Source organism: Microbispora sp. CSR-4, assembly GCF_008033685.1.
Classification (GTDB): Bacteria; Actinomycetota; Actinomycetes; order Streptosporangiales; family Streptosporangiaceae; genus Microbispora.
The window spans coordinates 50,648-64,872 of record NZ_VJVX01000038.1 but is presented as its reverse complement, the minus strand read 5'-3'; the positions used below and the strand labels follow the sequence as shown (position 1 = coordinate 64,872).

The following is a 14,225-nucleotide window of genomic DNA, read 5'->3' as shown; positions in this document are numbered from 1 at the left end:
TCCCGGAGTCACCGGGCTCGGGTGGTCTCTAGTTCACCGGACCCCATTGCAGCGGTTGCCATCTGACGTAGCCGCCCCACCACAGGTTGGCCTCGACTTCGAAGCTGTTGGTGGCGTACGGGGTGCCGGTGGTGTGTCGCGAATACAGGGTGGCAGCCCCGTAGGCCGCGATGAACTCGGTGGCGTTCTTGTAACGCGCCCACTGCGCGGAGTGCACGGCCTCGTGTCTTTCGATGTCGGGCCCGTACTTCTTCGCCGCCTCCCGCCCGGCGACCTTCGCGATGTCCTCCCGCGCCTGCTTCTCGTCCCGCAGCCGGCTCTCGAACTCCTTCTTCGAATATGGGAAGAAGTGCACGTCGCCGACCGTCATCGGCTGGTCGCCGCCCGGGGAGCCGCCGTAGCAGACGTACTGCCGGGCCCGCCGTTCGCATCCCTCGCTGGCGAACGTCTCGTACGTCACCGCCAGCGCGTTCGCGCCGTTGAAGTTGTTGTTCCAGTGGAACGGGTGGGTGAGCAGCGCCTTCAGCAGGTTGACGCCGTTGTCGTGCTTGACCGGCTTGCAGTGGCAGCCCCCGGCCGGCGGCTTGGGCGACGGGCCCGGGGACGGGCTCGGCGTCGGGTAGCTCTTCTTCCCGGACTGCTTCTTCTTGCGGTACGCGGCGCCCTTGGCGGGGTCGACCTTGCCCGTCTTCGGGTTGTACCCGACGCTCTTCTGCGTCTCCTTGTCGCAGTACTTGAGGTCGTACTGGCACGAGTTGGGCCGCGAGCCGATCTCCTCGCCCGTCGGGTCGCTGAACGTGGCGGGGTTGTTGTTCCCGTACGAGTAGCCGTTGAGCGACTGGGCCTGGTCGGTGGACAGGACCGGGTCGACGCTCAGGAACCTGCCGACGACCGGGTCGTACATGCGGGCCCCGACGTAGGTGAGCCCGGTGGCGGCGTCGGCGGGCTTGCCGAGGAACCCCTTGTCGTCGGGCCACGCGCCGCCGACCATGTCCCCGCGCGGCGCGCCGAACGGCGTCGTGAACCGCTTGCTGATCGCCTGCCCGGCCGCGTCGACCGCCAGCGAGGACGTGCCGTGCTGGTCGCCGGCGAGGAAGGAGACCGCGTTCTTCCCGGCCTCCGTCGTCCGCACCGCGATCACCTGCGTGTCGGCGGCGTAGAAGCGGCTGGCCCAGGTCGTGACGGTGCTGCCGGTCTTCTTCGAGTGGATCTCGGTGGCGCCCAGGTAGAGCACGCTCTCCCCGTCGCCCACCGCGCGGCGGATCAGCAGCGCCCCGTCGGCGTCGTACAGGTAGGCCGTCTTCTGCGTGCCCTGGGTCAGGGTCGCGATGCGGCCCTGTGCGTCCCAGGTCAGCACCTGGCCGTTGCGGCCGGTGGTGTTGCCGGACTTGTCGTAGGAGTAGGTGGCGGTCGCACCCGTGCAGGAGCCGGTCACGACCGCGGTCAGGGCGTGCCGCTTGGCGGTGTCGCCGTAGCAGTACGCCGAGGTGGTCGCGGTGGAGCCGTTGTAGCGCGTCTCCGTCGCCCGCAGGCCCGAGGTGTTGTAGGTGTAGGCGGTCCGGTACGGCGCGGCGCCGCCCAGCGTCTTGCTGGTGCAGTCGTCGGTGGCCGGCGTCCACGCCTCGGTCAGCCGCCGCTGCCCGTCGTAGGCGAAGCACTGGATGTCGCTCTGCCCGGCGCCGTCCTGCGTGGGGGTGTCGGCGATCTCGGTGACGTTGCCCGCGTCGTCGTAGTGGTAGGTCAGGTCCTGCGGCTTGACCGGTGTGGACTGGGTGGTGACGAAGGACCGCGTCAGCCGGTCGGTGCCCTCCTCGTAGGTGTTGTTGAGGAACGTCTTCTTGGCCTGCGAGGCCCCGGACAGGCCGAGGGTGAACTGCAGGGGCTGGCCGAGCGCGTTGTAGTCGGCCTTCTGCAGATAGTCGGTGGTGCCGGTCAGCCCGTTGACCTGTCCGGTCGGGGTGTAGCTCAGGCTGATCCGCTCCTCGGCCAGGCCGCCCGCCGCGGGCTCGGTGGAGCTCTTCAGCGTGCCGTCGAGGTTGTAGTCGCTGCCGAAGACGTAGCGGGTCTTCGCCGCTCCGGACAGCACCATCGGGTCGTTCGGGTCGATGTCGATCTCGGTGCTTGTGGCCCGATACTGGCCGTCGTACGCGAGGATCTTCTTCGTGTACGCCTTGCCGGAGACGCCGCCGTCGTAGCTGGTGGACGAGGCGAGCTGGCCCTTGGCCACGGTGTCGTAGGTCCAGGCGGCCAGCTTGTTCGCGTCGGTCCGCGACCCCGACCACAGCCCGGTCTTACGGCCGAGCTCGTCGTAGCCGTACAGCAGGACCGTGCCGTTCGCACCGGTCACCGTGTCGATCTGGTCGAGCGGGGTGTAGCGGAGGGTGCTCGTGCCCTTGTCGGGGTCGCTGATGCCGGTCTGCCGCCCGAACAGGTCGTAGGTGTAGGACCACTTCGCGCCGTCTGGGGCGGTGACGGTCAGCTCCTTGCCGTCGGGCCGGTAGGTGAAGGACGTGGAGGTGTACCCGCTGGATGCCATCCCGCCGAACTGGGTGTCGGCGGGGGAGGGCGAGTTGTACTCGCGCCGTTCCACCGTGCGGCCGAGGGCGTCGGCGATGGTGCGGACCGCCGAGCCGCCGGTCACCGTGCTCGCGGCGGTGGAGTCGCCGGTGTAGGTCGTGGTGGTCGTCCACTTCTCCACGCCGTACGACAGGAACGTGCTGCGGATCTGCCGTTCTGCGCCGTCGAAGACGAGGTTCGTCTGCTTGGGCGCCTCGCCGTACTCCTCCCGGGTGTAGGTGGCGTTCGGCGTCTGCTTCGAGTCGAAGATGTCGGCGTAGGTCTCGTAGGCGAGGCCACGCGAGTCATAACGGGTGTCGGTCAGCAGCCGTCCGCCGTTCGGCGTCGGCCTCTGCGTCTGCATCGGCCGCAACAGCGAGTCGAAGATCTCGTACGACCAGCTCGCCGTGGTGGACGACTTGACGACCGAGGTGCCGATGGCGGGCGCCTTGCCCCGCTGGTAGACGTAGGAGAAGGCGTAGGTGGGGGTCTGCCCGCCGTCCTTGCTGCGGTCGGGCAGCCACACGCCGGTCAGCCGCCCGAGGGCGTCGTAGGTCTGCTCGGTCTTGCCGTTGTTGGGGTCGTAGGTGCGCACCGGAAGGCCGCGCGTGCCGTCGAGGAACGTCGTTACCTTCTGCTGCTTGGCGTTGGTCTCCACCGTCTTGGTGAGGACCCCGGCGCCGGCCGGCGTGTACGCCGTGGTGGTGGCGTTGCCGCCCGCGTCGGTCACGGTCAGCGGCCTGCCCAGCGTGTCGTAGGTCGTCGACTCGGTGCGCTGCCAGCCGGTCGGCGGGCGGTCGTCGCCGGTGACGGCCGACGGATAGCCGGTGGCCCGGCCCGTCCAGGTGGCGTCGCCCTTCACCGGCTTCTGGCTCGCCGACCACCCGGTCGCGGCGGTGTCGTCATACACGGTGGCCGTGTCGGACAGCACGTCGCCGCTGGTGGCGGAGTCGGCGGGCAGCGACAGGTCGGCCTCCTTCACCGAGCAGGCGCGGCCGACCACCCGGGTGCGGGAGACGAGCGAGTTCAGGCCCTTGGCGTCGTCGCGGGCGTACCAGGTGCGGGTACAGGTCTCGTCGCCGCTCTTGGCGATGTCGCCCGTGCTGTCCTGCGTGACCGCCATGCCGTACGAGTCGTACGTCGTGGAGGTGGTGACGGTGCGCCAGGTCTTGGGGATGGTCAGGTAGGTGTGCTCGGAGGTCTTGCCCGTGCGCACGTAGTAGGCCTCGGTGTCGGCGTACGACTTGTGCTGGGTGGCGGTCTTCGCCGACCAGGGGTCGTTGACCGTCACGTCGACCGGAGTGGACCCGTCGTAGCTGATCTCCTCACGGGTGAATCCGGCGTACTGCTCGGAGTCGGTGATGTCGGGCACGTCGAGTCCGGCGACGTCGAGGCCCGGCACGGTGGCGGAGCGCCGCTTGTCGGGGTCGACCGTCCGCGGGCTGGCCGACTTCAGCAGCCGGTCGCCGTTCATGCCCTGCAGGTAGACCGACACCGTCTTGGTGCGGGTGCCGTCGGCGTCGCCGACGTACGTCGTGACCTTCTGGTAGCCGCGCCACAGCGACCAGGTGCGCTCGTCGCTCGGGGTGAACGGGCTGTCGTTGTAGCGCCAGCCGGGGGTGGAGTATTCGTAGGCGTACTCGACGAGCGGGTTGTGCCCGGCCGGGTCGGCGATGTTCACCGCGAGCACGCGGTATTTGTTGAACCAGTCGATGGAGGCCTCGGTGGCGCCGTTGATGTGCCAGAACTGCGGATAGCACGACAGGGAGTTGTCGTCCTCGGCCTTCGGCATCTTCGAGCCGCGCACGCACTCGGGCTCGTTGTAGCTGACCGTGGTGATCGCGCCGGTCTCCGAGGTGATCGTCTCGATGCGCGGCCTGGTCAGCGGCAGGATGTTGCCGCCGCCCGGCTGGGTGCCGCCGTCGACCCGGTTGGGCCGCATGGTGTAGGTGAACGAGACGGGGTCCAGCGTCAGCGGCGTGTCGGCGGTGGAGCCGGTCCGGACGATCGACATCAGCGACAGCGTCTGGTCGACGGAGCTGCCGATGTCGCCGCCGTCCAGGTACTTCTGGGTGAACGCCCACGAGTCGACCGGCTTGTACGCGGTGCCGGACAGGACGCTCGTCTCGATCTTCACCAGGCGCTTGCGGCTGAAGAAGGCCGGGCTCTCGGCGTGGCAGTCGTCCTTGTCGGCGTCCTTCTTGCAGATGGCGTCGAAGGGGACGTCCGGCCAGTTCTCGGCGGTGTCCTTGGTGAGGCTGCCGCAGTCGGACGCCGTGCAGCGCTCGGCGTAGGAGAAGGCCACCTTGTAGGGCGCGTCCACCGTGAACAGCGTGTCGGACCGCTGCCCGTAGAGGATCTTGTCGAGGTAGCCGCCGCGGACGTAGGAGGTGGTCGCGGTGTTCGACTTGTTCTTCTGGTAGTAGTTGGTCTCCGCCGTGTACCAGTACGTCATGGCGTTGCCGTGGGTGTCCTCGACGTAGTCGAGGTTCCACCGCCATGCCTGGGTGACCCAGCGGTCGGCGAAGGAGCCGCCCTTGCTGTAGCCGGGCTCGCCGGAGTCGTCGCCGTACACCGGGACGGTGAAGACCGAGTTGGTCCGCTGGCTGCCCGCGCCGCTCAGCTTGTTGAGGCCGAAGACGTACCTGGTGCCGTCGCCGGTGATGACGGTCCAGTATTCGCCGTCGTCGTCGCCGTTGTCGGCGCCCGTGGAGTGGATGACCGTGGAGGCGTCGTCGTTCTTCAGCCGCCACTTGCCGCTGGTGTCGTCCTTGACCAGCTCGGTGGACTTGCCGTTGAGCACGAGCGAGGCGTTGTCGTACTTCCAGCACAGGTCGTACTGCTTGTCGTGGCCGTCCTCGTCGCAGGTGCCGAACTGACGGTCGATGTAGGAGGTCGCCGCGGTCTCGAAGCCCTCCCCGAGCGAGGTGCCCTGGTTGTTGCTGGTCGAGGTGCGCCCGTCCACGCTGCCCGAGTCGTACGACAGGTCGAGCGCGGGCGCCGGACCCGCCGCAGGCTCCACCGGGGCGATCGGATAGGACCAGGAGAAGGAGCCGGAGTTGCCGCCCGCCTGCCAGGTGGACGACGCGGAGAGCGGGGTGGCGGCGTAGTTGCCGCTGCCGTCGGCCGCCTCGCCGCCCTCACCGGGGGCGTCGGCGGTCACGGCCAGCACGGCCGGGGCCGCGTCGAACGCGACCTGCGCCGAGAGGGTCTGCGCCGTGGCCGAGTTGCCGGTGTCGAGCGGGGTCCGGGTGCGGCACTCCTCCCGCTCCGGGGTGGTGGCGGCGCAGGCGGGCAGCCGCACCAGGCGCAGCCGGCCGCTCCACCCGCCGCCGTACGCGGAGGCGAAGGCGGCGTAGCCGACGCGCAGCGTCGCGGTGCCCGGGGCCTGCGCCTCCGCGGTCAGCAGCACGCCGTCCACACCGGCGGCCTCGGCGGCGGCGCGGTCGAGCACCCGCACCCGGGCCGTCCGCGCACCCGCGGCCTGCGCGTCCGGAGCGGGGGCGGCGCTGCCGGTGGTGGCGCTTTCGGGGGCGGCGCTGCCGGGGGCGGCGCTGTCAGTGGGGGCGCTGTCAGTGGGGGCGCTGTCAGTGGGGGCGCTGTCCAGGCTCACCGGGAGCCCGCCCACGCTGACGGTCTGCCCGCCGCCGATCGGCACGTCGGCCTCGCCCGCGCCCGGCCACCGGGCGGCCTCGCGCTCCTTGGCGGCCCGGTCGGCGGCGGCGTCGTTGCGCGCCCGGGACGCGGCGACCAGCTCCCTGGCCTCCTTCGCCCCGCTCGCGTCCATGGCCCTGACCTTGCTGGACCGTTGCTTCTGCACGGGAGGGGCGCCGGGCGGGCCGTGTTCCGCGGAGACGACGGCCGCCGAGGCCGTCGTCACCCCGACGGGTAACGAGATCACCACCGTCAACGCGGCCACCAGGGCAGCACGAATTGAGGGCCGTCGCATGACCCAACCTCCTCAAGAGGAAACGAGAGAACCCGCGGACCAACCGGGGGAAGATGCGGGAGCCGCGGGGACCGGCGGCCGGCCGGTCCCCGCGGCTTTCGTCAGTCGCCGATGACGGCGTCCAACTGGTCGGAATCGGCCATGGCGCCCGCCCACAGCCGCAGATCGGTGATCCTCGCGGGGAGGAAGTGACCCCAGGAGGTCGCGCTGAAGCCCTTGCCTGCGGCGAAGTCGCCCGACCCGGGCACGGCGGTGTAGGCCATGTCGAGGTCGTTCTGCTCGTGGCCCACGTAGAGCCGCACCACGCGCCCGTTCGCCGCCAGGGCGTCGTACACGCCGGTCAGGCGCACCGGGCTGTCCAGGCTGGCCGTGGTGTCGGAGCTCACCCAGGTCTTCGTGCCGTCCTTGTTGACCCGGCCGAAGCGCCAGTAGCCGACCGGCACGCTGACCTCGTTGCCGTCGTCGTCGAGCTGCGTCTCCTTGCCGGTCAGCTCGAACCACAGGCCCCACGACGATCCGTCGGCGGTGCGCTGCCCGGCCACCTGGCCGATGGTCCCGATCGGCTTCGACACGATCTTGTCTCGGTCGAGCTCGACCTTCACGGTGACCGTGAACGACCCGGTGTCGTCCACGACCGGGCCCGCGGTGGTGGCGGCGTCGTCCACGCCGTCGAGCACCAGGCCCTCGCCGTCCAGCGACGCCCCGCCGGCCAGCGCCAGCGCCCGGCCGTACCCCGACAGCGAGTCGGGCAGCTGCGTCCCGGCGGCGCCCGCCGGGTCCCAGTCGGCCACCAGCTCCACGTCGTTGCGGCCGGACGCCGGCGACTCCGACCGCGCCTCCGCCGCCACCTCCTCCGGGGTCAGGACGCGCTGCCAGGCGGCGACCTCGTCGATCGAACCGGGGAAGTAGTGCTGGAAGATGTTGGCCCACTTGTAGCGGCCGATCTCGAACGGTCCGGGGGCCGACCACAGGGCCGGCGCGGTCTTGCTGCCCTGCGGCACGCCGTTGATGTAGAAGCTCAGCTGCTGCGTCGCCGGGTCGTAGGTGCCGGCGAGGTGGGTCCAGACGTTCACCCGGGAGGTGCCGTTCTTGCCACAGACCGAGGGGTAGGCCCCACCCGTCGCCTCGTCCTTCTCCTTCACGCCGAAGCAGAAGGCGCCGTAGTCCTTCTCGTGGAAGAGCAGGAAGGGGCTGTAGCCCGAGCCGTCCTGCGACAGGACGATGCCGTCGTCGCTCACCTTGTCGAGCCGCACCCAGGCGGCGACCGTGTAGGCCGACCTGGTCTCCAGCACGGGCCCGGACGTCGCGGCGTACGCCGACGTGCCGTTCAGGCCCAGCCCCTTGTCGACCTTGGGGGTGGCCAGTGCGTTGCCGGCGTCGTCATACCAGACCTCGCCGCGGCGTCCCCGGGCGTCCCGTACGGCGCCGCCGTAGAGCGTGGCGTCGTGGTGCCCGCTGCCCTTGTCGACGGCGACGCCGGAGTCCTCGTCGAAGTGCCACCTGCCGACCGGGCCCGCGCCCGCGGCGACCAGGAAGTCGACGACCGTGGTCGCGCCGTATCTGCCGACGTTGTCCTTGGCCCGCACGTACAGGCTGTACGTCCCGGCGGCCGGTGGGGTGATCACCACCTTGGCGGTGGCCCCGGTGATGTCGGACGACCAGGCCGAGCTGGTGGACGCGCGGTATTGGTAGGCGACGTTGTTGGTGTCGCCGGACGCCGGGCCGAAGGTGACGGTGGTGCTCTGCCCGGGTCCGCCGGCCGGCGTGCAGCTCGTGGTCGTGCACGGCGTATAGGGCGCGCCGAGCGCGACCACGGGCGCCTTGGGCGCGGTCGGGTCGACCTTGAAGTAGCACCATCCGGTGGTCGAGCCGTTGGACGGCCCCGGCAGCTGCTTGGTGTAGTTGCTGTAGTAGGAGCGTGTCCACGAGCGGTAGCGGTACAGCACCCCTTCCGACAGCGTCGGTGTGGTGGCGGTGACCTTCACGTTGTCGCCGACGTGCCCGGTCGTGGGCCGCTCCATCGTGGCGAAGGCGTCGGTCCAGGTGCCGTCGGAGTTCTTCTTGTCGACGTCCATCGCCGCCCGGAGCATCGCGCCCGACTCGCCGCCCGGCTCGGTCTGCGGCGTGGACGCGAGAGTGGGCGTGGGGCTGGAGACGATCGCGGGCGCCGACTCCTTCGTCTCGCACACGGTGCCCGATCCGGTGACGATGCCGATGCCGGTCGGCAGCGCCGGCAGTCCGACGTAGTCGACGACGAGCACGGCGTCGTTCCTGAACCGCTTCCAGGCGGAGGTGTCGCCCTCGTCGTGCGCCCGCAGCTCCAGCGTGAGCTTGGAGAACTTGCCCGCCGCGAAGTCCTTCACGGTCGGGGTCAGGTTCTCGTTGGTCTCGTCCGGGTTGTCCTTGAACTGGATCACCGCGGCCGGCTGGCTGGGGCTGCAGGCCGAGCCGCGGCCCGCCGACACGTTCCGGTCGACCATCAGGTCGAGCTCCTTGGGCCGGCTCGACCAGGTGGTTGACGAGGTGAAGTTGTTGGTCCGCTCCAGGTCGACCCATCGGGGGCTGCACTGGAACGACCACGACTCGGTGACGCGGAACGCGGCGCTCAGCACCTGCTTGCCCTTGAGGCTCGCGGGGGAGAACTGGAAGTACAGCCGCTGGGTGTATCCGGGCCCGCAGTAGTAGCCGCTCCAGGTGCCGCAGTGGCCGACGCCCTTACCCTCGTTGTCGTCGCCGTTGCCCCAGTTGTACGACTTGTAGCCGTCCGAGCGCAGCAGCGTCCTGTCGGTCTCTCCCCAGGTCACGGTCGGGTCGATGTAGACGGGGTAGGCCGACTCGTCCTTCTGCCGCAGCAGGTCGGCGTCGGGCACGAGGGTGATCGAGTCCTCGCCGACCTCGATCGGCAGCTCGGCGTGCCCCGCTCCGGGAGCGGGGCCGTCGGCGGCCGGCCCCTCGTCCGGAGCGCCTTCCGAGGGCTGCGGCGTCGCCGGTGATGTCGCCGGTGATGTCGCCGGTGAGGCCGGCTCGGGCGAGCCGTCCGCGGGCGCGCCCTGGGGAGCGCCCTGGGGCGTGGCGCCCTTTGCGGAGGGTGCGGAGCCGGAGGGTGCGGCGTCGGAGGGTGGGGAGCCGGAGGGTGCGGCGTCGGAGGGGCCTGCGTCGGAGGGGTTGGCGTCGGCCGGGGCGGCCTCGCCCGCCCCGGCCTTCCCGGCGGTGGGGTCCCCGGTGGAGTCCCACATCGCGGCGGGAGGCGAGGTGAAGACCTCGGTGGCGTTGCCGTCGGTCGCGGACATGCCGCCGTCCGCGGTCTCCTCCACCTTGAGCCCGGACGACTTCACGGCATACCGGATCTTCGCGAGCGCGGGGTTGGCCGCGGCCTGCGGAGTCTTCACGATCAGGACCTGGCGGAAGCCCTCTGTCGTCGCGGTCATCCTGAGGTCGACGTCGGGCAGCACGTTCGGATAGGTGGCGTTCGGGCCGTCCAGCACCGGTTCGGGCAGGGTTCCCGGCCAGCCCAGCGTGAGGGTGCGGCCGTCCCGGTGCATCGTGACGAGGTTCCCGCCGTCGCCGCCTCCGGAGAAGGAGATGCCCACGGCGGCGGCGACCGGCCCCACGCTTCCGTCGGCGCGCCGGGCGAGCGTCGCGTCGGGGGACACCCACGCGCCGTCCGGCCCCTTGACCCGGACGGGGGTGGTCGACTGCTCCAGCCGGAACGACTCGCCGTCCGGATTGGCATACGTGGTGGTGAACTCGGTCCTGGCCTCGGTCACCTCGACCGGCTCCCGGATCTCGGCCGCGCGTTTCAGCGCCTGCTGCCAGCCGTCGAGCGGGGCCGCGTCGGATCCCGTCCGACCTTCCTCCTGTGCCGCCATCGCGGCCGGGGGCGCCCCGGTTCCCACCAGTACACCCGCCACCACCACGGCGGTGAGCGCACGCCACCTCCGCAGTCCGGGAAGCCTAAACATGAGTTATCTCCCGTACGAAATCCGCAAGATCGCCAACATTAAACGTTTACAGTCCACCCCTGTCAACGAAATCTTTTCGCCCAATAAGGAGGTCTAGTCATCTTCTCGACATAAAGCGCACATAAGTAATATGCGAGCAGCAGATCAGACAAATTGACACTTTGGTGCACACAATGTGCGTCGGCGTACCAGACCTCCGCCGCGGAGTTCCTGTCACGGCAAGCGGGCACTCACGTTGGGTCACCGGGGAGCGGCCCCGCCGGGACCGCTGTGGTCGCGCCTCCGCGCTTCACGCCCCGCGGCCCCCGGCACCCCCGCGCTCTGCGGCCCCCGCACCCTTGCGCCTCCGCGCCTCTGTACCCCGGCATCCCGCGCCCCCGCGTCGCCGGATCGCTGTGCCGCCGTTTCCCGGGCCCGCGCCGGCCGGTGTCTCGGTGGTCCGGTGTCTCGGTGGTCCGGTGTCTCAGCGGTCGTGCTCGCGGTGCAGCGCGGCCAGCTCGGTGCGGTTGGCCACGCCGAGCTTCGCGTAAACGTGCGCCAGGTGGGTCTTGACCGTGCTGCGGCTCATGAACAACCGGCCGCCGATCTCGGGGTTGGACAGGCCCGCCGCGGCCAGCCGTACGACCTCCTGCTCCGCGGGGGTGAGGGCGGCCCAGCCGGTGGCCGGACGGCGGCGTCCGCCGTGCGCGCGGCGGGTGAAGGCGACGGCCTCCTCCAGCTCCATCCGGCGGCCCTCCGGATCGGACACGACGCCCGGCCGGTGCGGCCGGGGGTAGCCGAGCTCCTCCCTGGCCCGGTCGCACGCGCCCATGATCCGGGCCCCGGTGGTGGCGTCGGCCAGCGCCGCCAGGGCCTCCAGGCTGTCGATGCAGGCCGGCCGGAGGTCGTTGGCGGCGCGCAGGCGCAGGGCCTCCAGATGCAGCGCGACGGCGCGCGCCTCATTGAGGAACGCCTGCTGCTCCAGGGCGTCGGCGATCAGGCGCGGCATCCCCAGGGCCTCGGCGGCGTCGAGGCCGGCCGCGCAGGCACGGGCTGCGCCCTCCGGGTCGCCGGCCTGACGCAGCGCCGCCGCCAGGGCGATGCGGGTCTCCGGGGTCAGCAGCTCGTCGGGCTGCTCGGCGCCGCGCCAGGCCGTCTCGCTCCTGAACCACTCGGCCGCCCGCACCGGTTCGCCCCTGCTCAGGCAGAGCCGCCCGATCGTCAACGCGAGCCCCGGCACGAAGGGCGCCGAGGGCGCCTGGTCCACCAGCCGGATGACCGGGTCGAGGGCGAGCCCGGCTGCCTTGTCGTCCCCCTGCAGGTGGCACACGCGGGCGAGGATCGCGCGAGCCGTACCGGCGCGGTGGTAGTCGGCGAGCGGGGCGGCGACCTCGACCGCCTGCTCCGCCAGCGCCCTGGCCCGGTGCAGCTCGCCGAGAAAGGCGCTGCCGAGGGCCATCAGGCCGAGCGCCAGCGCCGCCACGCCGCGGTCGCCGCGCCGCAGCAGGCCGCGGACCGGCGTTTCCATCGCCGCCAGCGCCTGGCGATGCTCCTCCCTCATGTGGTGGACCAGCCCGGCGAGGACCTGCGCGGCGTCGGCCACGAAGGCGTCGCCGGCCGCGACGGCCTCCTCGCGTACGGCGGCGGCCCGCACCCGCGCCTCGTCCGGAGAGGTGAACAGCATGCCGATGGCGCCGAGGGACCCCGCCAGGCAGGCGGTCCGCAGGTCGCCGTGGTCGAGCGCCATGGCCCGGGCGGCGTCGGCCGCGTCGAACTCCAGCCCGGCCGGGTGCGTGGTGTCGGCGACGAGCGCCAGGCCGGTGAGCACGCGGGCCTGCAGTGCGCTGTGCTCGCCGGCGCTCCGCTCGGCCGCCAGCCGGAGCAGCCCCAGGCCCTCCACGAGCCGCCCTTCCAGGTGCCACAGCCAGGCCAGCCCGGCCGCCAGATGACGAGCCTGCTCGGGACGGTCGCCGGACAGGCCCCATTCGATCGCCGCGCGCAGGTTGGGATAGTCCTCGCGCATCCTGGCCCGCCAGGTGTCCTTGTCGCCGTCCAGCAGCGGGGCGGCCTCCCGCACCAGGGCCAGGCAGACGGTCACGTGCCGGTCGCGTACGGTGTCGAGCTCGCCCGCCTCGGCGAGCCGCTCCCACGCGTACCGTCTGACCGAGGACAGCATCCGATAGCGGGTGACGCCCATGCGGGTCTCGGCCAGCAGCAGCGACTTGTCGATCAGCCGGCGCAGTCCGGTGAGCACCTCCACTCGGTCATGGCCGTCCAGCACGCCCTCGGCGGCGGCGAGGGTGAAGCCCGGCTCGAACACGCCCAGCCGCCGGAACAGCACCTGGTCGCGCTCCTCAAGCAGGTCGTGGCTCCAGGCCATGGACGCCGCCAGCGTACGGTGCCGCGGCGGCGCCCCCTGGTGAGCGGCGACCAGGATCGAGAACCGGTCGTTTAGCTCGGCGTGAATCTCCTGGGGCGTCAGCGTGCCGGTCCAGGCGGCGGCCAGCTCCAGCGCGAGAGGGATGCCGTCCAAGCGGGCGCAGATGTCGCGCACCGCGGCAAGGGCCTCCTCGGTGCGCGGAACGTCGTGGCCGCGGTCGAGGAAGAGGGCGACCGCGTCGTGGGCGTCCAGGGGCGGGACCCGCCAGACCAGCTCGCCGGGCAGGCCGAGCGGCTCCCGGCTGGTCGCCAGGACGGTGACGTGCGGGCAGTGGCGCAGCAGGCCCGCCACCACCCCGGCGACGCCGTCCAGCAGGTGCTCGCAGTTGTCGAGCACCAGGAGCAGCTCGCGCTCGCGCAGCTGCCTGGACAGCGCGGCGGTCTCGTCGGAGTCGCCGGCCAGGAGCACCCGCAGGACCGTCGCGACGAGGCGCGGCACCGCCGCCGGGTCGGTCTCCTGCGCGAGGTCCGCCCACCACACGCCGTCGCGCGGCGGGCGCGCCGGCCGCGCGGCGAGCCGGGCCGCCAGCCGGGTCTTGCCGCAGCCGCCCGCGCCGGTCAGGGTGACCAGCCGCGACTCGCCCAGGGCCTTCCCGATCACGTGCAGCTCGGCCCGGCGGCCGACGAACGAGGTCAGCTCCGGCGGCGGAGCGCCGTCGTCGGCCAGGTTCGCGTCGGGCATATCGGCCATCTGGCCGATGTTAGCCACTGCCGCCCCGGCGAGACTCGCCTCATGACAGCGAACCGCACCGTAATCGGCAACATCACCCTCTCGCTCGACGGCCGGATCCACGGCCCCGGCGGCGAGTACGACATGGGCTGGATCGTCCCCCACGCCGTCAGCGACGCGGCCCGCGACCACATGGTGAAGGTGACCTCCGGGGCCACCACCGCGCTGCTGGGCCGCAGGAACTACCAGGGCTTCGGCGGCTTCTGGCCCGCCGTGGCCGACGACGAGTCGGCCGACCCCCGCGACCGGGCCTTCTCCCGGTGGCTGAACACCGTCGAGAAGATCGTCTTCTCCACCACGCTCACCGAGGCGCCATGGCAGAACTCCCGCATCGCCGCCGCCGGCCCCGCCGAGGTCGTGAAGGAGCTGCGGCAGCAGGACGGCGGCGACATCGTCGTGCCGGCCAGCACCAGCGTCATCCAGGCCCTGCTGCGGGCCGGAGAGCTCGACCGGCTGAGCATCACGCTCGCGCCCGAGCTGGTCGGCGACGGGCCCCGCCTGTTCGCCGACGGCCTTCCCGCCACCGGCTGGCGGCTCGTCTCCGCCACGCAGGCCGCGAGCGGGGCGCTGTGCCTGCTGTACGACAAGGTCCGCGACGGCGACTGAGCCG

The 14,225-nt window shown here is 71.6% G+C and carries 4 protein-coding genes; 1 reads left to right on the top strand and 3 read right to left on the bottom strand.

What is annotated here, in order from left to right; genetic code table 11:
* Positions 1-28: 28 nt before the first annotated feature.
* The 3 genes from FLV34_RS25500 to FLV34_RS25490 all read right to left on the bottom strand — a co-directional run bounded on the left by FLV34_RS25500 (position 29) and on the right by FLV34_RS25490 (position 13,576).
* The gene (locus tag FLV34_RS25500; protein ID WP_147944284.1) at positions 29-6,505 is read right to left on the bottom strand and encodes an RHS repeat-associated core domain-containing protein; all 6,477 of its coding nucleotides are present in this window, start codon (positions 6,503-6,505) and stop codon (positions 29-31) included.
* A 101-nt stretch (positions 6,506-6,606) separates the two neighbouring features.
* Positions 6,607-10,467, bottom strand: coding sequence for a LamG-like jellyroll fold domain-containing protein (locus FLV34_RS25495; protein ID WP_222709620.1), 3,861 nt, complete (start codon positions 10,465-10,467; stop codon positions 6,607-6,609).
* A gap of 463 nt (positions 10,468-10,930) precedes the next feature.
* The gene (locus tag FLV34_RS25490; RefSeq protein WP_147944283.1) at positions 10,931-13,576 is read right to left on the bottom strand and encodes a LuxR C-terminal-related transcriptional regulator; all 2,646 of its coding nucleotides are present in this window, start codon (positions 13,574-13,576) and stop codon (positions 10,931-10,933) included.
* A gap of 42 nt (positions 13,577-13,618) precedes the next feature.
* Here FLV34_RS25490 and FLV34_RS25485 point away from each other — a divergent pair, with 42 nt between their 5' ends.
* Positions 13,619-14,221 carry a dihydrofolate reductase family protein gene (locus FLV34_RS25485; protein WP_142649683.1) on the top strand — a complete coding sequence of 201 codons (603 nt, stop codon included), beginning with the start codon at positions 13,619-13,621 and terminating at the stop codon, positions 14,219-14,221.
* The last annotated feature ends 4 nt before the right edge of the window (positions 14,222-14,225 follow it).